Source organism: Arthrobacter sp. NPDC080082, from assembly GCF_040686595.1.
Classification (GTDB): Bacteria; Actinomycetota; Actinomycetes; order Actinomycetales; family Micrococcaceae; genus Arthrobacter.
In genome coordinates this window covers 57,045-75,763 of record NZ_JBFBKQ010000003.1, presented here as the reverse complement: position 1 = coordinate 75,763, position 18,719 = coordinate 57,045, and the positions used below count along the sequence as shown (strand labels likewise).

General features: G+C 69.5%; 18 protein-coding genes and 1 tRNA gene. 7 read left to right on the top strand and 12 right to left on the bottom strand.

The window, feature by feature from the left end; all coding sequences use genetic code 11:
- Nucleotides 1-7: 7 nt before the first annotated feature.
- The 5 genes from AB0O44_RS07130 to AB0O44_RS07110 all read right to left on the bottom strand — a co-directional run bounded on the left by AB0O44_RS07130 (nucleotide 8) and on the right by AB0O44_RS07110 (nucleotide 2,875).
- Nucleotides 8-820: a putative protein N(5)-glutamine methyltransferase gene (locus AB0O44_RS07130; protein ID WP_364135977.1), complete on the bottom strand. Its 813-nt coding sequence runs from the start codon at nucleotides 818-820 to the stop codon at nucleotides 8-10.
- 54 nt (nucleotides 821-874) lie between these two features.
- Entirely contained in the window at nucleotides 875-1,783 is a 909-nt protein-coding gene (locus tag AB0O44_RS07125) for a serine/threonine-protein kinase (RefSeq protein WP_364135975.1), read from the bottom strand.
- On the bottom strand, nucleotides 1,780-2,106 hold the full coding sequence (locus tag AB0O44_RS07120) for a hypothetical protein (RefSeq protein WP_290256977.1): 327 nt from the start codon (nucleotides 2,104-2,106) through the stop codon (nucleotides 1,780-1,782). Before AB0O44_RS07120 ends, AB0O44_RS07125 begins: the two co-directional genes overlap by 4 nt.
- 63 nt (nucleotides 2,107-2,169) lie before the next feature.
- Nucleotides 2,170-2,673 (bottom strand): MarR family transcriptional regulator, encoded by a 504-nt coding sequence (locus tag AB0O44_RS07115; protein ID WP_290256978.1) that lies wholly within the window; start codon nucleotides 2,671-2,673, stop codon nucleotides 2,170-2,172.
- Between the two features lie 129 nt (nucleotides 2,674-2,802).
- Nucleotides 2,803-2,875: transfer RNA gene (locus AB0O44_RS07110), tRNA-Lys, on the bottom strand.
- A 247-nt stretch (nucleotides 2,876-3,122) separates the two neighbouring features.
- Between AB0O44_RS07110 and AB0O44_RS07105 the strand changes: the two genes are divergently transcribed.
- The 3 genes from AB0O44_RS07105 to AB0O44_RS07095 all read left to right on the top strand — a co-directional run bounded on the left by AB0O44_RS07105 (nucleotide 3,123) and on the right by AB0O44_RS07095 (nucleotide 5,739).
- On the top strand, nucleotides 3,123-3,779 hold the full coding sequence (locus AB0O44_RS07105; protein WP_290256979.1) for a hypothetical protein: 657 nt from the start codon (nucleotides 3,123-3,125) through the stop codon (nucleotides 3,777-3,779).
- Between the two features lie 324 nt (nucleotides 3,780-4,103).
- Nucleotides 4,104-4,721: a nuclease PIN gene (locus AB0O44_RS07100; protein WP_364135971.1), complete on the top strand. Its 618-nt coding sequence runs from the start codon at nucleotides 4,104-4,106 to the stop codon at nucleotides 4,719-4,721.
- Nucleotide 4,722: 1 nt separating this feature from the next.
- Nucleotides 4,723-5,739 (top strand): inorganic phosphate transporter, encoded by a 1,017-nt coding sequence (locus tag AB0O44_RS07095; protein ID WP_364135968.1) that lies wholly within the window; start codon nucleotides 4,723-4,725, stop codon nucleotides 5,737-5,739.
- A gap of 31 nt (nucleotides 5,740-5,770) precedes the next feature.
- Here the strand turns inward: AB0O44_RS07095 and pstB are convergent, their stop codons facing one another.
- The 4 genes from pstB to pstS form a co-directional block, all read right to left on the bottom strand.
- The gene (gene pstB / locus AB0O44_RS07090) at nucleotides 5,771-6,550 is read right to left on the bottom strand and encodes a phosphate ABC transporter ATP-binding protein PstB (RefSeq protein ID WP_290256982.1); all 780 of its coding nucleotides are present in this window, start codon (nucleotides 6,548-6,550) and stop codon (nucleotides 5,771-5,773) included.
- 47 nt (nucleotides 6,551-6,597) lie between these two features.
- Complete coding sequence (gene pstA / locus AB0O44_RS07085; RefSeq protein WP_364135964.1) at nucleotides 6,598-7,707, bottom strand: phosphate ABC transporter permease PstA; 1,110 nt, start codon at nucleotides 7,705-7,707, stop codon at nucleotides 6,598-6,600.
- Nucleotides 7,708-8,640 carry a phosphate ABC transporter permease subunit PstC gene (gene pstC / locus AB0O44_RS07080; RefSeq protein WP_290256984.1) on the bottom strand — a complete coding sequence of 311 codons (933 nt, stop codon included), beginning with the start codon at nucleotides 8,638-8,640 and terminating at the stop codon, nucleotides 7,708-7,710.
- A gap of 193 nt (nucleotides 8,641-8,833) precedes the next feature.
- On the bottom strand, nucleotides 8,834-9,952 hold the full coding sequence (pstS, locus tag AB0O44_RS07075; RefSeq protein ID WP_364135961.1) for a phosphate ABC transporter substrate-binding protein PstS: 1,119 nt from the start codon (nucleotides 9,950-9,952) through the stop codon (nucleotides 8,834-8,836).
- 271 nt (nucleotides 9,953-10,223) lie between these two features.
- On the opposite strand from pstS, the gene AB0O44_RS07070 reads away from it, so the two are divergent.
- Both AB0O44_RS07070 and radA read left to right on the top strand, forming a co-directional pair.
- Entirely contained in the window at nucleotides 10,224-11,351 is a 1,128-nt protein-coding gene (locus AB0O44_RS07070; RefSeq protein ID WP_290256986.1) for an FUSC family protein, read from the top strand.
- Nucleotides 11,352-11,381: 30 nt separating this feature from the next.
- Nucleotides 11,382-12,755 (top strand): DNA repair protein RadA, encoded by a 1,374-nt coding sequence (gene radA / locus AB0O44_RS07065; protein WP_364135958.1) that lies wholly within the window; start codon nucleotides 11,382-11,384, stop codon nucleotides 12,753-12,755.
- A 118-nt stretch (nucleotides 12,756-12,873) separates the two neighbouring features.
- Here radA and AB0O44_RS07060 read toward each other — a convergent pair whose 3' ends face one another.
- A complete protein-coding gene (locus AB0O44_RS07060; RefSeq protein WP_364136705.1) occupies nucleotides 12,874-13,083 on the bottom strand; it encodes a hypothetical protein in 210 nt (69 codons plus the stop codon).
- Between AB0O44_RS07060 and AB0O44_RS07055 the strand changes: the two genes are divergently transcribed.
- Nucleotides 12,994-15,051, top strand: a complete 2,058-nt coding sequence (locus AB0O44_RS07055; protein WP_364136675.1) for a heavy metal translocating P-type ATPase — start codon at nucleotides 12,994-12,996, stop codon at nucleotides 15,049-15,051. The two genes, AB0O44_RS07060 and AB0O44_RS07055, sit on opposite strands and share 90 nt — an antisense overlap.
- 77 nt (nucleotides 15,052-15,128) lie before the next feature.
- On the opposite strand, the gene AB0O44_RS07050 is transcribed toward AB0O44_RS07055, so the two are convergent.
- Both AB0O44_RS07050 and AB0O44_RS07045 read right to left on the bottom strand, forming a co-directional pair.
- The gene (locus tag AB0O44_RS07050) at nucleotides 15,129-16,313 is read right to left on the bottom strand and encodes an acyl-CoA desaturase (RefSeq protein ID WP_364135955.1); all 1,185 of its coding nucleotides are present in this window, start codon (nucleotides 16,311-16,313) and stop codon (nucleotides 15,129-15,131) included.
- A gap of 13 nt (nucleotides 16,314-16,326) precedes the next feature.
- Nucleotides 16,327-17,394, bottom strand: a complete 1,068-nt coding sequence (locus AB0O44_RS07045) for a ferredoxin reductase (protein WP_364135953.1) — start codon at nucleotides 17,392-17,394, stop codon at nucleotides 16,327-16,329.
- Nucleotides 17,395-17,491: 97 nt separating this feature from the next.
- Between AB0O44_RS07045 and AB0O44_RS07040 the strand changes: the two genes are divergently transcribed.
- The gene (locus AB0O44_RS07040) at nucleotides 17,492-18,694 is read left to right on the top strand and encodes a helix-turn-helix domain-containing protein (protein WP_364135951.1); all 1,203 of its coding nucleotides are present in this window, start codon (nucleotides 17,492-17,494) and stop codon (nucleotides 18,692-18,694) included.
- Nucleotides 18,695-18,719: the final 25 nt, after the last annotated feature.

Here is an 18,719-nt window from a genome sequence, read left to right as displayed (position 1 = left end):
CCCGGAGTTACGCTCCGGGCGGCAGTCGGCTTTCCACTAACGTGGCGTCGAGCGCGGCGGAGGTGCGGATCCAAGCGGCGAAGCCGTTGTCCGTCAGGATGGAACGGGTGGCGCGGGCCTGGCTCCGGCTGGTTTCGATCAGGAGCCAGCCGCCCGGGGTTAGCCACTCCGCGGCGCCGGCGGCAATGCGCCGGTGCAACGCGAGGCCGTCCGCTCCCCCGTCGAGCGAGATCCGGGGTTCGTGGAGCCTGGCCTCCGGGGGCATCGCGGCAATGGCATCCGTGGGCACGTACGGCGCGTTCACCGCCAGCAGGTCCACGCGGCCCCGCAGCTCCTCGGGCAGGGCTTCGAACAGGTCGCCGGTGTGGGCAGCGGCGCCGGGTGCGCTGAGGTTACGCCGCGCGCAGGCGACGGCGGCAGGGTCAAGGTCCGCGGCGTGCATCTCCAGCGGGCCGGCGGCCGCGACCAGCGCCGCCCCCACCGCTCCGGAGCCGCAACACAGGTCCACCACCACGGGCGGCCGCCCGGGACCGGCGTCGAGCTCCCGCAGCAGCGTCGCCCCACGCCGGACGAGGTATTCCGTGCGGCGGCGGGGGACGAAGACCCCGGGATCCACGGCGATTCTCAGCCCGCAGAAGTCCGCCCAGCCCAGCAGGTGTTCCAGCGGTAGGCCGGAGACGCGGCGGTCCACGAGGTTTTCGAGTTGTTCCGCGTCGGCGGCAGCGCCCAGCAGCAGGTCAGCTTCTTCTTCGGCGAAGACACAGCCGGCGCTGCGGAGCCGCCGGATAATGTCCTGCCGCCGGGTACCGGTGTGCTGCATGGGCCGTTCCGTCCGCCGCGGGTAGGGAACTTCATGCTAGCGGCGCGGTCGGGGTCAGCCCACCACCCGGAGGGACGGCTGCGGGCGTGCCGGTACCAGCCGGAGGACTTTCTTGCGGGCGGCGGCGGCGCTGGGCCGGTCCGCGGGGTTCATGGCCGTCATCGACTTCAGCAGGCTGGTCCAGCCGTTGCCCAGCGTTGCGGGGATCGCGGGGCTGCGGAGGGTGCGGGCCACGAGCGACTCCACCGGGGTCCCCGGGTAGGCCTTCTCCCCCGTGAGGCACTCGAGGAGCACCAGGCCCAGGGCGTAGATGTCGGTGGCGGGGTGGAGCGGCTGTTCCTTGGCCTGCTCCGGGCTCATGTAGTGCACCGTACCGGAGGACATGCCGGCCTCGGGGGTGGTGCCGGCCGTCACGGCGATGCCGAAGTCGGCCAGCCGTACCGAGCTGCGCCGCAGCTGGCTAACGAGGATGTTGGCGGGTTTGATGTCCCGGTGGACCAGGCCCCTGCCGTGGACGTGGTCGAGGCCGGCGAGGGCATCGGCGGCCCACGACGCGACGTTGGCGGGCTCGGTGGCGCCCTGGTGGATGCGGTCGCTCAGGCTTCCGCCGCTGGCATATTCCTCCACCAGGTAAGGCCGGCCGGCCCACCGGTCGCCCTCGGGGACGGTGCCGGCCGCAACGAAGCGGACGACGGCGGGGTGGTCCAGGGAGGCGAGGACCCGTGCCTCGTCGAGGATCCGGGAGGCGTCCTTTTCGGCCGGCCCCTCGGCAACCTTGATGGCGACCGGCCGGCCGGTGGCGAGGTCGCTGCCGCGGTAGACCGTGGACGTTGCGCCGCGGCCCAGCCGCTCGTGGACCAGAAAGCGGCCCTGGGGTTCGTTGGGGAGGGCCAGCAGGCTGGCGTCGAGGCCGGGCAGCTCGGCTGCCGGGAGGAGGGCCTCGGTGACCGGAACGGCGCTCACGAAAGGGAGGCCAGTGCGTTGGAGGGGTGGAGGATGCCGTCGACTTGGAAGCCGCAGGAGCAGCGCCAGACCGGCGGCAGCGAGGCCGGCCCGCCGTCGGGCTCATAGGAGTAGTCGGCCATGGTGGCGAGCGCCGGGGCCTCCCACTGCATTGGGGTGCCGCAGTGGCTGGGGGCCAGGGCGCGGATGGCAGCGGAGGTCCGGTCCGCGGTCTGGGCCTGGTTTTCCAGCTCCACATCCAGGGAGCCCGCCTCGGGCCCGAAGCCGTGGTCGATGGTCAGCAGCCGCGACTCATCATTTTTGCGCGATAGGTTATCCAACACATTGATAAGCATACATATCGCTAGCTGAACTAGCTAGTTTTGAGGCCCGGAACTTTGCTCTAGTCAGTGGCTGGCGGTGTGCTCGTCCAGGGCCTCGGTCATCTTGCGCAGGAAGGACACGATCACGCGGCTCTCGTCGGGCGTGAGGCCCTCGGCAACCTCGAGCATCCGGCGGTGCATCTGCCCCAGGGTTTCCCGGACCTCGGTGTCGGTCTCCGTCGTCGGGACGATCACCAGGGAGCGCCGGTCGGTGGGGTGCGGCTCGCGGCGGACATGCCCGCTGAGCACCAGCCGGTCGATCAGGGAGGTGGTGGACGCCGTCGTGATTCCCAGCATGCGGCTGAGGTCCTTGGGCCCCACCCGCTCTCCGGAGGACTGGGCGCGGAGCAGGTAGCGCAGCGCCAGCAGGTCGGTCTCGCCCATGCCCATGGAGTCCCTGGTGGAACGCCGGGTGGCGACCTCGGCGGAGCGGTAGCCGCGGAGCGCCTGCAGCACGGCGGTGGGGGCATCAACCTGCCCCTCCAAGCCGTACCAGTAGCCTGAGTCTGCCGTTACATGGGAGTCCATAGATCAATCCTAGCCGAGCTGATAACTAGACAGGCTTCCTAACGTGGCCTGTCGGGTGCGGGACGCAAAAAAACCCCCGGCGTCCTGTCGCCAGGATGCCGGGGGAATTTCCACTCTTCGCTAAAAGAGTGGGCCCTGTGGGGATCGAACCCACGACCCACGGATTAAAAGTCCGATGCTCTACCAACTGAGCTAAAGGCCCCCTCAAGCGGCCGCTGCACGGGAAACGCGGCAGAAACCGGCTCCGGGCGCAGTGGCAGCGCCATCCATTTCTGGACGTTAACACTGTACCGCAGACCACGCCGCGCTTTTCACCGCCGACGCGCCGTAACGGGCCGATCCCGCGGCGGCGCGGGCGCCCCGGACCGGTTCCGGGCACCTTCCCGGTTCGGGCTGCCGGGCCCCGCCGGACGCTCGATTCCCCGATGGCACAGGAGTAGCGTGGTGGCATGAGCGAGCAAGCAGGTACCGGCAATCCCGGCCCCGTCCGTCACCACAAGCCGAAGCCCTTCGCGCCGATCGACTTCGAGCCGTTCGCCGGCGGCGCCGATCCGGCCCGCGTGTCAGAGGCGGCCCACCTGGCCGCCCAGGCGCTGGTCCGCCGCGGCCGCGACAGTGACGACCCCAAGGTCACCAAACGCCTGGTGAAGCTCGCCGACGAACAGGGCCTGGAGGCGATCGCCGAGATGTGGGCCGAGAGCCCGGCCCGGTCCCTGCCCGGCGCCCTGTGGCGCTTGTATGCCCTGCGCGCCGCGACGGTGCAGGATCCGGAGCGGATCTCGGTGTACTTCCGGGCCGGCAAGGACACCGCGCAGGTGTCCCACGCCGTCGCCGGTGCCGCCGAGCCGCCGGGCGCCGAGGAGATGCGCACCATGGCGGATGCAATCCTCTCCGGGGCCTTCGACGGCGAGTTCGACGTCGCGCTGGAACGGTCCGCGGCGTTTTGCCGGGTAGTTGCCCTGGGGCAGGCCACCCTCGCCGACGGCGCCGAGCACAGCAACGCCGGGCACGCCACCAAGCTCACGCGGAACTCGCACCTGCTGGTCAAAACCGCGGAGGACCTGGAGCACGCGGCCAACGCGTGGCGCCTCGGCGAGCTCGACTAGAGACCCACCGGACCGGCCGTGGCGGGGTCCGGATACGCCCGCCGGGGCCCCGGTGTCAATCTTGACTTGGTCCGTCGGGCGTAGAAAACTAAAATCGGTGCCGAGCTGCGAAACCCCCGGGCTTCAACAATTAGCCGCCTAGAGCGGCCTACCGCCGAGAGGCGTATCCGGCTCGGCACCATCTACTCTTCCCCCTCTGTTCCGCCCCCGCAGGGCCGCCGTCCACCGGACGGTAAAGTGATCTTCATGCGCGGGCCGATCAATTCGAATCAAGGCCGGCGGACCACGCCCGTGTACGCCTCATTCGGAGACCGGTAACCCCACGTGAAGCTGCGACTTTTTCCCCAGGAACCTGCGGGACTGAACCTCCTGTCCCAGATGGCCCGGCAGATCCTGCTGGCCACCGGCACGCTCTCGGAGATCCTCGGTGCGCCCGCGGCCGAACACTCCCGCCTGGTCGAGGACATGCACAACCACGAGGCGAAGGCGGCCGAGCTGCACTTCGCGCTGCTGACCCACATGCGCAGCAGCTTCCTCAACCCGGTACCCCGCGACGACATGTACGCCCTCTCCCGCTACCTGAACGAGGCGATGGAGAAGCTCGACGCCGCCGCGGACCTGGTCTTCCTCTACAAGCTGGACCGGCTGCCCCGCCGCGCCGCGGACCAGCTGGAAATCATTAGCCGGCAGGCGGAACTGACCGTCGAGGCGATGCGCCAGCTGAACAACCTGGACGAGCTGGAGGACTACTGGATCGAGGTGCTGCGCCTGACCAAGCGGGCCGAGCGCACGCACCGGGTCTGGGTGGCGGACATGCTCAAGGACATGAAGTCCGCCCAATACGCCCGCAACCGGGACATCGCCGACCAGCTGGTTGATGTCACGAAGGACATGCGCCGGATCGCCACCCAGGTAGGCAGCATCATCGTCAAGGAATCCTGACGTGTCCCTGTTTTTCTTCGCCGCGGTGGTGCTGTTCGCCGCGGCCTTCGCCTTCTTGAACGGTTTCCGGGACGCCTCCTCCTCGGTGGCGCTGGCCGTCCGCAACCGTGCCTTGACGCCGACTATTGCGGTCCTGCTGGCCGGGCTGTTCAACTTCGTCGGGGCGGCGCTCAGCGCGGCCATGGCCCTGGAGGTCAGCCGTACCTGGGTGGTGCTGCCGGCCGGCGGCAACGGCCTGACCATCCTGATGGCCGGACTGCTCAGCGCGGTGCTGTGGGGCGTCTACAACTGGTGGCGGGGCATCCCGTCGTCGTCCACGCATGCGCTGGTCGGCGGCCTTGCCGGCGCCGGCCTCGCCAGCGTGGCGGTGGGCGGACATTCGGTGCTGGGAGTGGACCAGTCGCTGATGGTACAGGTGGTGCTGCCGCTGCTGATCTCCCCCGCCATCGCCTTCGCCGGGTCATACCTGCTGGTCTGGCCGGCCACGTGGGCCGCGCGCTACACGCCCCCAGGCGTCGTCAACAGCCGCGCCCGGCGCGCCCAAGCCGTGGCCGCGGGCGCCGTCGCGTTCGGCCACGGGCTGCAGGACGGGCAGCGTACCAGCGCCGTGCTGATCCTGGCGATGATCGCGGCGGGCCTGGCCGACGGCGGGTCCATACCGGTGTGGGTGGCCCTGCTGACCGCCGCGATGCTGACCGCCGGGACGCTGGCGGGCGGGTGGCGGATTTCCTATACCCTGGGCCACCGCCTGGTCCGGATCGATCCGCTGCGCGGGTCCGTGGCCCAGCTCTACAGCAGCCTGATCCTGCTGGTGGGCGCGATCGGGCTGCACTGGCCGGTGTCCACCACGCACACCGTCACCGCGGCGGTGCTCGGTGCCGGGGCGAACCAAGGCTACGCCGCCACGAACCGGCGGCTGGTGCTGCGGATCCTGGCGTTCTGGACGCTCACGCCGCTGGTGACCGCCGCCGTGGCCTTCGTGCTGGAGCTGGCACTCTCGCCGCTCTCAAACCTGTAGTGCAAGGCAAAGGCGGAACAGCCCCCCGGCTTTATCCGAAGCGGCCGGAGACGTAGTCCTCGGTGGCTTTCACGGTGGGGTTGCTGAAGATGGTGTGGGTGTCCCCGTACTCGATCAGCTTGCCCGGCTTGCCGGTGCCGGCGATGTTGAAGAACGCCGTCTTGTCCGAGACGCGGGCGGCCTGCTGCATGTTGTGGGTCACGATCACCACGGTGTACTCATCCTTGAGTTCGTTGATGAGGTCCTCGATGGCGAGGGTGGAGATCGGGTCCAGCGCGGAGCAGGGCTCGTCCATCAGGATGACCTGCGGTTCCACGGCGATCGCGCGGGCGATGCAGAGGCGCTGCTGCTGGCCGCCGGAGAGGCCGGAGCCGGGCTTGGCCAGGCGGTCCTTGACCTCGTTCCAGAGGTTCGCGCCGCGCAGCGAGCGCTCCACCAGCGCGTCGGCGTCGCCCTTGGAGATCTTCTTGTTGTTCAGCTTCACGCCCGCCAGCACGTTGTCGCGGATGGACATGGTGGGGAACGGGTTGGGCCGCTGGAAGACCATGCCGATCTGCGAGCGGACCGTCACCGGGTCCACGCCCGGGCCGTAGAGGTTGTCGCCGTCGAGCAGCACCTCGCCCTCCACGCGGGCGCCCGGGATCACCTCGTGCATCCGGTTCAGGGTGCGCAGGAAGGTGGACTTGCCGCAGCCGGACGGGCCGATGAAGGCCGTGACGGACTTGGCGTCGATGTTGATGTTGACGTCCTCGACGGCCAGGAATTTGCTGTAGTAGACGTTGAGGTCTTTGACGTCGATGCGCTTAGACATGCTGTTCCTTCACTGGGAGAGATTGAGGGTCCGGAGCCGGCGCGGGCCTAGCGGCCGACTTTCGGGGCGAAGATGCGGGCCACCAGGCGGGCGGCGAGGTTGAGCAGCATCACCAGGATGATCAGGACCAGGGCCGCGCCCCAGGCGCGCTGGTCCGACGGTCCCGGGTTCGACGGCGAGGTCGGGTTCAGGATCTGGGTGTAAATGAACGTCGGGAGCGAGGCCATCCAGCCGCCGAAGACGTTGTTGTTGATCGAGGTGGCGAAGCCGGCGGTGACCAGGATGGGGGCGGTCTCGCCGATCACGCGGGCGATCGCGAGGGTGACGCCGGAGGCGATACCGGAGATCGCCGTCGGAATGACCACCTTGAGGATGGTGCGCCACTTCCGCACGCCCAGGGCGTAGGACGCCTCGCGCAGTTCATTCGGGACGATCTTCAGCATTTCCTCGCTGGAGCGGACCACCACCGGGATCATCAGCACGGAGAGGGCGACGGCGGCGACGGCGCCGGTCTTGGTACCCGGGCCGGCGACGGCGAAGAAGAACGCCGCGGCAAAGAGACCGGCCACGATCGAGGGGATGCCGGTCATCACGTCGACGAAGAAGGTAATGGCGCGGGCCAGTGGGCGGTCATCGCCGTATTCAACCAGGTAGATCGAGGTCAGCAGGCCCACCGGCACGGAGATGACCGTGGCCAGCAGGGTAATTTGCACGGTGCCGATGAGGGCGTGGTAGATGCCGCCGACCACGGGGGCGCCGTTCTCGACGCTCTTGTTGTCGAACGCGCCGGTCACCCCGTTCATGGAGGTGCCGAGGAACCCGGGATCCAGCAGGCCGGGAAGGCCCTTGACCAGCACGGTCCAGATCACGGAGACCAGGGGAAGCAGGGAGATCAGGAACGCGCCCACCACCAGGCAGGTAGCCAGCTTGTCCTTGGCCCGGCGGGAGCCCTCGACGGCGGCGCTCCAGCCGACCAGGCCCGCGGTGAAGAGGATGGCCGAGACGATTCCCCAGCCGAAGGGGTTGAAGCCGATCAGGGCCAGGATGGCGGCGCCGAGGATCAGGGCGAGGGCCAGGACGATGTACGGCGCGGCCTTGGGCAGCTGGCCCTTGGTCAGGGCCGAGCGCTTCTTGACGGGGGTCAGGGTGGCAGTCATTTAGTTGGCTCCCGAGAATTCTTTGTGCCGGGTGATGATCCACCGGGCGAGCATGTTCACGCCGAGGGTGATGATGAACAGGACCAGGCCGGCCGCGATCAGGGTGCTGACCTTCAGGCCGCTGGCCTCCGGGAAGTTCAGGGCGATCTCGGCGGCGATGGTCTGGTTGCCGGACTGGATCAGGCTGGCGGTCAGGGCGCCGGAGGAGAGCACCAGGGCCACGGCCATGGTCTCTCCGAGCGCGCGGCCCAGGCCCAGCATGATGGCGCTGATGATGCCGGGGCGGCCGAACGGCAGTACCGCCATCCGGATCATCTCCCAGCGGGTGGCGCCCAGGGCCAGCGCGGCCTCCTCGTGCAGCTTGGGGGTCTGCAGGAAGATTTCGCGCGAGAGCGAGGTGATGATGGGCAGCACCATGACGGCCAGGACGATTCCCGCGGTCAGGATGGTCTTGCCGGTGGCCGACGCCGGGCCCTGGAAGATCGGCAGCCAGCCGAGGTTGGAGGCGAGCCAGCCGTAGGCCGGGGAGATTTCGCGGGCCAGGAAGGCCGCGCCCCAGGCGCCGTAGACCACCGAGGGGATGGCGGCGAGCAGGTCGATCACGTAGCCCAGGCCCGAGGCGAGCCGGCGGGGGGCGAAGTGCGAGATGAAGAGCGCGACGCCGATCGCCACGGGGGTGGCGATGACGAGGGCGATCACGGCGGCGATCAGGGTACCGATCACGATCGGCCAGATGTAGGCGAAGAAGCCCGCTCCGCCCTGGATCTTGTCCGGCGGGGCGACGAGCGCCGGGACGGCCTGGATCACCAGGAAGAGCGCCACGCCGAAGAGGACGGCAAGGATCAGGCACCCGGCGGCCAGGGTGGCTGCGGAGAAGACTTTGTCACCGGCGCGGCCTGCGCCCCGGGACGTGGTCAGGGAGGTGGTGGTCACTTCACGATCCTTCAGCTTCGATCTGCGCTGCGCGGCGGACGGGTCACGCCCGTTGCGCGGCGGTCAATCTGGGGTACGGCGGACAAACGGCTAGGTTCCCTGCCCCGGTCAGGCGGTCAATGACCGCCCGGCCGGGACAGGGAACCTGGCTCAGGCTGGTGTTTCCACTATGCCTTGCGGGGAAAGGGATCCCCTAGGACTTTGCCTTGATCGATTCGATCGACTTCGCGGCCTTGTCCTGCAGTGCCTTGGACAGCGGTGCGGACTTCGCGGACTCGGCGGCAGCCTTCTGGCCGGCGTCGGAGACGACGTAATTCTCGAAGGCCTTGACCAGGTCCGCGGTTTCCTTGCTGTCGTAGGTGCTGCAGACGACGTGGAAGGAGACCAGGACGATCGGGTAGGCACCGTCGATGGTGGTCTTGCGGTCCAGCTTGATGGAGAGGTCGTTGGCGGCGCGGCCCTCGACCGGCTTGCCGGCGTCGACGGCCTTGGCGGCGGCGTCGGCGGAGATCGTGGTGAAGCCGTTGCCCACCTTGATCTGGGCAACGCCCAGCTTGCCGCTGACGGCGGAGTCGTCGGCGTAGGTCACGGCACCGGGGGTGTCGGTGACGGTCTTGACGACGCCGGAGGTGCCCTTGGCGTTCTCACCCTTGAGCGATGCGGGCCAGACGCCGGAGGACTTGTCGGTCCAGACGTCGGACGCGGCGGCGGACAGGTAGTCCGTGAAGTTCTGCGTGGTGCCGGAGTCATCGGAGCGGTTGACCGGGGTGACCTTGAGGTCCGGGAGCTTGGCGTCCGGATTCAGGGCGGCGATGGCCGGGTCGTTCCACTTGGCGATCTGGCCGCGGAAGATCTTGGCGACGGTGGCGGCGTCCAGCTTCAGGTCCTTGACGTCGGGCAGGTTAAAAGCCACGGCGATCGGGGAGATGTAGACCGGGATGTTCAGGGCGCCGTCGGGGCCGCACTTGGCCTTGGAGGAGGCGTACTCGTCATCCTTGAGGTACGCGTCGGAGCCGGCGAACTGGGCCGAGCCGTCGAGGATGGCCTTGCGGCCCGCGCCGGAGCCGTCCGGGGAGTACTGCACCTGGGCGCCCTGGTTGGCGGAGGCGAAGTTGGTCTTCCACACGTCCATGGCCGCACCCTGCGCGGAGGAACCGATGCCGGTCAGCGTGCCGGTGACCTTGGGGCCGGAGGCGGCCGGGGTGCCCGCGGTGGAGTTGGTCGCGTTGTCGGAGCCGCAAGCGGTGAGCGCCAGGGCGCCGGCTGCGATAACAGCGATGGCCGCGTTGCGGCCGAAGCGTGATGCCTTCACTAGATGTACCCCTTCCAGGGATAAACAGATGCGTGCCGGACCGGAGACGTCCGTACAGAAAAGACGGTGGGTACGTTTTGTACCTTTACCGACGCTAAGTGCCCCAAGTGAAGAGAATTGGGGTCCAAAGTGAACGGCGGGTTAACGAATCCCGGCCATCGGCTGACATCTGCAGCGATTTCGACCGTTGATGGTTGCGTTGCGGGCGGACCGGTCGTAAGAGCCGCGCCACGCGGAGCGGGCAGCGGGGCCAGCAAATAGACTGGACCCCATGGCCGCCGCTACAGGGATTTCCGCAAGCGCACGGTTCCTGCGTGGGCGGATTCGTACCGGCTTCGTCCGGAGCCGGAACTCGTTGCTGCCGGCGGTCCAGATGACCGCGTGCGCCGTGGGGGCCTACGCCTTCGCCGAGTACGTCCTGGGCCACACGGGGCCGCTGTTTGCCGCCACCTCCTCCCTGATCGCCCTGGGCTTCTCCCGTGATCCGCGGCTGCGCCGCGTCGTGGAGGTGGGCCTGGGCTGCACCATCGGCATTGTGGTGGGTGACCTGCTGCTGCATTGGCTGGGCGCGGGAATCTGGCAGGCCGCCGTCGTGCTTCTCTTCTCGATTCTACTGGCGCGGTTCCTGGACAGCGGAACGATTTTCACCACGCAGCTGGGCCTGCAGTCGCTGCTGGTGGTGCTGCTTCCGGCCCCGGCCGGCGGTCCGTTCACCCGCAGCATCGACGCCGTCGTAGGCGGGGTCTGCGCGCTGCTCGTGACGTTCCTGATCCCACGGGACCCGCGCCGCGAACCGCGCAACGACGTCAAGAAGCTGCTGCACGAACTCGCCGAGGTGCTCCGGGAATGCTCGGAGGCGCTGACCCGCAGCGACGCCACCCAGGCCTGGCACGCGCTGATCCGCGGCCGGAACTGCCAGCCGCTGGTGGATGCGATGCGGCAGAGCCTGCGCTCCTCCGGCGAGGTGGCCACCCTGGCGCCCGCCTACCGGCGCTACCGCGACGAACTGGACCAGCTGTCCCAGTCGCTGGACTACATCGACCTTGCCCTGCGCAACAGCCGCGTCTTCGCCCGCCGCCTGACCAGCGCCATCAACCACGCCGCGCTCTCCGACGACGCCACCGAGAACATCGCCGAGGTGCTGATGGAAACGGCGGCGGCGATCGACGAGCTGGGGCTGGGCCTGGCGGAGGTGCACGACGGCGTCCGCCGCGCCCACCTGCGCACCGCCCGGGTGGAGCTCAGCGAGATCGCCGGCCGGTTGCACCCGCGCCTGCTGGACGTGCAGCGGCTGGAGGGCGAGACCGTGGTGATGCTCTTCCGTCCGCTGATGGTGGACCTGCTGGAGGCCTCCGGCGTGAACTCGGACGAGGCCCGGGACATCCTGCCTGCGCTCTAGCCTGTCGGTGCCCGAGGTTAGGGTGGAGCAATGGCTACAAAGACTTCCCGGGCCGCCAAGGCGCCGGGCTATAAATGCGCGGAATGCGGCTGGACCACTGCCAAGTGGGTGGGCCGCTGCGGTGAGTGCCAGGCGTGGGGCACCGTGGAGGAAACCGGCGCCGCGGTGGCGCGGACCACCGCCGCCACCACCGTGCTGGAACCGGCCCGCCGGATCGCCGACGTCGACGCCACCACCGCCGCCTTCCTGCCCACCGGCGTGGACGAACTGGACCGGGTGCTCGGCGGCGGGCTGGTTCCCGGCGCCGTGATCCTGCTCGCCGGTGAACCCGGCGTCGGCAAGTCCACCCTGCTGCTGGACGTCGCGGCCAAGTTCGCCCGGACCGCCCAGGACGTTCTCTACGTCACCGGCGAGGAGTCCGCCGCCCAGGTGAAGCTGCGCGCGGACCGGATCGACGCCGTCGCCGAGTCGCTGTACCTCTCCGCGGAGACCGACCTGGGCCAGGCGCTGGGCCAGGTGGAAAAACTCGAGCCGAGGCTGCTGGTGGTGGACTCGGTGCAGACGCTCAGCAGCGCCGACGTCGACGGCAGCGCCGGCGGCGTCTCCCAGGTCCGCGAGGTGGCCGCGTCCCTGATCGCGGCGGCGAAGCGCCGCAACATGACCACCCTGCTGGTGGGCCACGTGACCAAGGACGGCTCCATCGCCGGGCCCCGGCTCCTGGAGCACCTGGTGGACGTGGTCTGTCAGTTCGAGGGTGAGCGGCACTCCCGGCTCCGGCTGCTGCGGGCGGTCAAGAACCGCTATGGGCCCACGGACGACGTCGGGTGCTTCGACCTGAACGAGGACGGCATCACCGGGCTGGCCGATCCGAGCGGGCTGTTCGTCTCCCGCACCAAGGATCCGGTGTCCGGCACCTGCATCACGGTCACCCTTGAGGGCCGCCGGCCGCTGCTGGCGGAGGTGCAGTCGCTGCTGGCAGAGAGCGCCAACGCCCAGCCCCGCCGCGCCACCAGCGGCCTGGACAGCTCAAGGGTCGCTATGCTGCTGGCGGTGCTGCAGCAACGTGCCGGCTGCCAGCTGCACAAGGATGACTCCTACGTGGCGACGGTGGGCGGGGTGAAGCTCAGCGAGCCCGCCACTGACCTCGCCGTCGCCCTGGCGGTGGCGAGCGCCAAGGCCAGGAAGCCGCTGCCGCAACGGCTGATCGCCTTCGGCGAGGTGGGCCTGGCCGGCGAGGTCCGGCCCGTCCCCGGGATCAACCAGCGGATCCAGGAGGCGCACCGGCTGGGCTTCACCCACGCCGTGGTTCCCGCGAGCCCGGCCGGGCACGGTCCGGTCCCGGAGAGTTTCTCGGTCCGCGAGGTGGGCCACCTGACGGAGGCACTGAGCCTGCTGATCGCCTAAGCCTCTCCGGCGCTGCACAGCCCCCGGCAACTGCCGGACGATGGGCGCCCGGCCGTGAGGCCCTTGCCATGCATACCCCCTAGGGGTATGTTGAGTGGTGCACGATGCCGATGAGTTTTCAGGAGGCAGCACCATGGAACACCAGCACGGCGGCCACACGGACCAGCTCCGGAGCCAGCACCCCCACCCGGACCAGCACGACAGTGCCCGAGGCCACGGCGTACACGGCCATGCCGGGATGCCGGCCGGGGACGCCGCCCATCACGGCCAGCACCCGCCCCTGGATGACGACCATGCCGTCCACCAGCACGGCCAGCATGCCGGGCACAGCGTGGCGATGTTCCGGAACAAGTTCTGGCTGAACCTGGTTCTGTCCGTCCCCGTGGTCCTGTTCAGCCCGATGTTCGGCCACCTGCTGGGCTACGAACCCCCGCAGTTTCCCGGCTCCGCCTGGATTCCGCCGGTGCTGGGCACGGTGGTCTTCCTGTACGGCGGCCAGCCGTTCCTCAAGGGCGGCGTCAGCGAGCTGAAGTCCCGCAAGCCCGGCATGATGCTCCTGATCGCTATGGCCATTACGGTCGCCTTCCTCGCGTCCTGGGCGACCAGCCTGGGCCTCGGCGGCTTCGACCTCGATTTCTGGTGGGAGCTGGCGCTCCTGGTGGTCATCATGCTGCTGGGCCACTGGATCGAAATGCGCGCCCTGGGCTCGGCGCAGGGGGCCCTCGATGCCCTGGCCGCCCTGCTGCCCGACGAGGCGGAACGGGTCACGGACGGCGGCACCGAGACGGTGAAGGTCTCCGACCTGGCCGAAGGGGACACGATCCTGGTCCGCCCCGGCGGCCGGATGCCCGCCGACGGCGAGGTGACGGAAGGCCAGGCCGAGTTCGACGAATCGATGATCACCGGCGAGTCCCGCACCGTCCTGCGCTCCCCCGGTGACGCCGTCGTGGCCGGGACCATCGCGACGGACAACAGCGTCCGGGTAAGGGTCTCGGCCACCGGCGAGGACACCGCACTGGCGGGGATTCAGCGGCTGGTGGCCGAGGCGCAGTCCTCCTCCTCGAAGGCCCAGGCCCTCGCGGACCGGGCGGCGGCGTTCCTGTTCTACTTCGCCGCAGGCGCCGGCGTCGTGACCTTCATCGCCTGGACGCTGCTGGGCAGCCTGGCCGACGCCGTCGAACGCACCGTCACCGTCCTGGTCATCGCCTGCCCGCACGCCCTGGGCCTGGCCATCCCGCTGGTGATCGCCATCTCCACGGAGCGGGCCGCGCGTGCCGGCGTCCTGATTAAAAACCGGATGGCCCTGGAGCGGATGCGCACCGTCGACGTGGTCCTCTTCGACAAGACCGGAACGCTCACCAAGGGCGCCCCGGAAGTCCGGGATGTGGCCGCTGCGGAGGGTTCGGACCGGGACGAGGTCCTGGCGTTGGCGGCCGCGGTGGAGGCCGACAGCGAGCACCCGGTGGCCCGTGCAATCGTCACCGCCGCCCGCGGACGCGGGCTCGATGTTCCGGCGGCCAGGGACTTCACCTCCCTGACCGGCCGCGGCGTCCGGGCCGACGTCGGCGGCCGCCGGCTCCACGTCGGCGGACCGGCGCTGCTGAAGGAACTGGGCCTGGCGGAGCCCGCGGACCTGGCGGCAGCCACCTCCGGGTGGGTCCGCCGCGGCGCGGCCGTCCTGCACCTGGTGGAGGGCGACCGGGTGCTGGGCGCAGTCGGCCTCGAGGACGCCGTGCGGGAGGAATCCCGGCAGGCGGTCGAGGCCCTGCAGCGCCGCGGCATCAGGGTGGCAATGATCACCGGCGATGCCCGGCAGGTGGCGGATGCCGTGGCGGAAGAACTCGGCATCGATGAGGTCTTCGCCGAGGTCCTGCCGGCGGACAAGGACAAGAAGGTTGCCGAACTGCAGGCCCGGGGATTGAAGGTGGCCATGGTGGGCGACGGCGTGAACGACTCCCCCGCCCTGGCCCGGGCCGAGGTGGGCATCGCGATCGGCGGCGGCACGGACGTGGCGGTGGAATCCGCCGGGGTGGTGCTGGCCGGCAACGATCCCCGGGCGGTGCTGTCCATGGTGGACCTGTCCCGGGCGAGCTACCGGAAGATGTGGCAGAACCTCATCTGGGCCACCGGCTACAACGTCCTCGCCGTGCCCCTCGCCGCCGGAGTCCTCGCCTTCGCCGGGTTCGTCCTCTCCCCCGCCGCCGGCGCCATCCTGATGTCCGCCTCGACGGTGGTGGTTGCGCTGAACGCCCAGTGGCTGCGGCGCCTGACCCTCAACCCGGCCCAGGTGCGCTAGGCCGAACAGACACGAAAAGGGGCGTCCGCCGGAATGGCGGGCGCCCCTTTTCGGGTCAAACGGGAACTACGAAGCTGCTAGGCCTTCTTCGGCGGCAGGGCGAGCTTAAAGATCTTGGCCCAGGTGGAGCCGACCTGCTTCCACATGGGGCCGGTGTTGTAGGGCAGGTTGTACCGGCGGCAGATGTCCCTGACCTTGGGCGCAACCTCGGCGTACCGGTTGGACGGCAGGTCCGGGAAGAGGTGGTGCTCGATCTGGTGCGAGAGGTTGCCGGTCATCAGGTGCATGAACGGTGAGCCGGAGATGTTGGCCGAGCCGATCATCTGGCGCACGTACCAGTCGCCGCGGGTCTCGCCGTCGACCATTTCCTCCGTGAAGGTGTCCGTGCCGTCCGGGAAGTGTCCGCAGAAGATCACCGCGTGGGCCCAGACGTTGCGGATGGCATTGGCGGCCAGGGTGCCGTAGAGGGCCTGCTTGCCGGAGCCGCTGAGCATGGCGACGGCGGGAGTTGCGGCGTAGTCCTTGGTGAACTGCTTGACCGCCTTGATGCCGAGGGCCTTCAGGTCCTTGACCAGGGCCTCCTTACTCTTCTTGCCCTCGCGGTATTCCACGAGCTCCAGATCGTAGACGGCGATGCCCCATTCGAAGACCGGGGCCAGCAGGGCGTTGTAGACCGGGTTGCCCAGGTTGAAGGGCTTCCATTCCTGCTGCGGATCCATCCGGAGCAGGTTGTATCCGATGTCGTTGTCCTTGCCGACCACGTTGGTCCAGCGGTGGTGGAGGTCGTTATGGGTGTGCTGCCAGGACCGGGACGGGGTGACGAAATCCCATTCCCAAGTGGTGGAGTGGATGTCCGGATCGCGCATCCAGTCCCACTGGCCGTGCAGGATGTTGTGGCCCAGTTCCATGTTCTCGAGGATCTTGGCGAGGCTCAGCAGGGTGGTGCCGGTGGCCCATGCCGCCTTGTTCTTGCTCACCAGCAAGGCCGCTCGGCCGGAGATCTCGAGCCCGCGCTGGATCTTGATCATCCGGCGGATGTACGCGGCGTCCTCGGCGCCGCGCTTGGCCAGCACCGCGTCCCGGATGGCATCCAGCTCGCGGCCGAGTTCCGCGACCTGTTCGTCGGAGAGGTGGGCGGCGGCCGGCGGCCGGACCAGCGGGCTGCCGGTTTCGGCCAGGGCGCCCTTGCGGGGCTTGGCGACGGCGGCTGCCGGAGCGGCGGCTTCGCCGTCGACGGTGGGCTTTTCTGCAAGCGTGGTCATAGGGTGGCTCTCCTCAGAGGTCGAGGTTCACGGGCCCGGCGGCTGCCGAGACACACGTCTGGATAAGTTGGCCGGGCTCGCCGTGCACCTCGCCGCTGCGAAGGTCACGGACCTGGCCGGCCCGGAGCGGGGTCAGGCAGCTGTGGCAGATGCCCATGCGGCAACCGCTGGGCATCAGCACGCCGGCGTCCTCACCGACGTCGAGCAACGGCGTGGCGCCGTCGGCCTCGACCTCACGGTCGGAGGCCTCGAAGGTGACCAGGCCGCCGTCATGCCCCTCGCCGCCGCCCAGGTTGGTGCTGAAGCGTTCAATCGTGAGGTCGGTTCCGGGCTCGTTGGTGCCCGATTCGATCGCCCAGAGCGATTCGGCATCGTCAAGGAACCCCTCCGGACCGCAGGCGTAGGCGGCCCGGTCCCGCCAGTCCGGGCACAGCCGGTCCAGCTCGGTGCTGGAGCTGAAGTCCGCCCGGCCACGTTCGCCGGTGAACCAGTGGGTCACCGTGAAATTGGGGAACTGGTCGGCTAGCTCGGCGAGCTCCTCCAGGAAGATCGAGTCCTCCCGGGTCCGGGCGGTGTGGATGAGGACGACGTCGGCATCGGGCCGGTGCGGGACCAGCGTGCGGATCATGGACATCACCGGGGTGATGCCGCTGCCGGCGGTGAGCATCAGCAGGGGCCGCGGGTGCTCGGGGAGGACGAAGTGGCCCTGCGGCGGAGCCAGGAACAGTACGTCACCGGGCTTGGTGTTGCGGACCAGCGCGCCGGAGACGGCGCCCATGTCCGTGACCGTGATGGCGGGATCCTCGCCTGCGGGTGCGCTGAGCGAGTAGGAACGCCACTGGCGGACGCCGTTGAGTTCGACGCCGATGCGGGCCCACTGACCGGCGCGGTGCGCCTGCCAGCCGCGGCCGGGATGGAAAAAGATGGTGGCGGAGTCGGCCGTTTCCGGGACCACCCTGGTGACCACGCCGCGCAGTTGGCGGGCGGAAAACACGGGGTTGAATAGCGACAGAATGTCTTCTGGGGCTAGCGGGGTGGTCAGCAGAGATGCGGCGCGCGCCAGCTTACGGAGCCGGATCATTTATCAAGTGTATGTCGGCAGGAGTCATAATTCTTCACCCAGGGCATACGATCGAGATGTAGAAACTATCTCTCCACAACAGTTTTTGGAGTCCACCATGGATGCGGCACCCACCTCCGGCACCGGCTACCCCGCCTATGACCCGCCCTGGCTGGCCCTGCCCACGGAGGTCAGCGACGTGCTCCGGCCCCGGATGCCGGGCATCGTGGAGGCCATCATCGACGCGGTGCCGCAACTGGTGCCGGCCTACGCCCGTCCCATCGAGGGCCGCTTCGGCCGGGGGCTGAGGCGCGGGGTGGCCGCGGCCCTGGACCGCTTCCTGCAGCTGCCCGGCACGGCGCTGCCGGCTCTCTCGGAGGAAAGCCGGGAGCTGGTGGCAGGGCTTGGCAGCGGCGAATTCCGCCAGGGCAGGAGCATGGACGCGCTGCTGAGCGCCTACCGGATGGGCGCCCGGGTGACGTTCCGGGAGATGTCCAAGGTCTCGATGGAGCAGCACTTGGGCCAGAACGTGGTGGTGGACCTGGGCGAATCGATTTTGGCCTACATCGACGAGCTGTCCGCCGTCAGCGCCGAGGCCTACGCGTTCGAACAGTCGGAGCGGGCGGGCGCGGTGGACCGCCGCCGGACTGAACTGCTGGACCTGCTGCTGCTCGGCCAGGCGGACGAGGCGGCCCTCCGCCAGACCGCCGCGATGGCCGACTGGGCGCTGCCGCGGCGGATGTGCGTGGTGACGCTGCCGCTGGACCGGGCGGCGGGCCTGCGACTGCGGCTGGGCCCCGGGACCCTGGTGATCGAACGGGAGACCGACGCCGTCGTGCTGGTCCCCGCGCCCCGTTCGGCGGCCGCGCGGCGGGACGTGGACAACGCGCTGCGCGGCCGCGGTGCCGCGGTGGGGCCGGCCGGGGGCTGGGAAAAGGTGCCCGACTCACTGCGTCTGGCCGTGCTGGCCGCGTCGGTCCTGCCGCACCGCGACGGCCCGGAGGATCCACCAATCTGGGCGGACGAGCACCTGGCCGCAGTGGTGCTGGGCGCCGAACCGTCGGCCATCGCCGAGCTGGCCAGCCGGCGTCTGGCGCCGCTGGAGGGACTCCGTCCCGCGCAGCGCGAACGGCTGGCCGAGACGCTGCTGTCCTGGCTCCGGCATTGGGGCCAGCGGGGCCCGGTGGCCGCGGAGCTCGGGATCCACCCGCAGACCGTGGGGTACCGCGCGGTACAGCTGCGGGAGCTGTTCGGCGACGCGCTGGAGGACCCGGTGGCGCGCTTCGAGCTGGAACTGGCGCTGAACGCGGGCAGGCGCTAGCTCAGCAGGCACTAGCGGCGCCGGT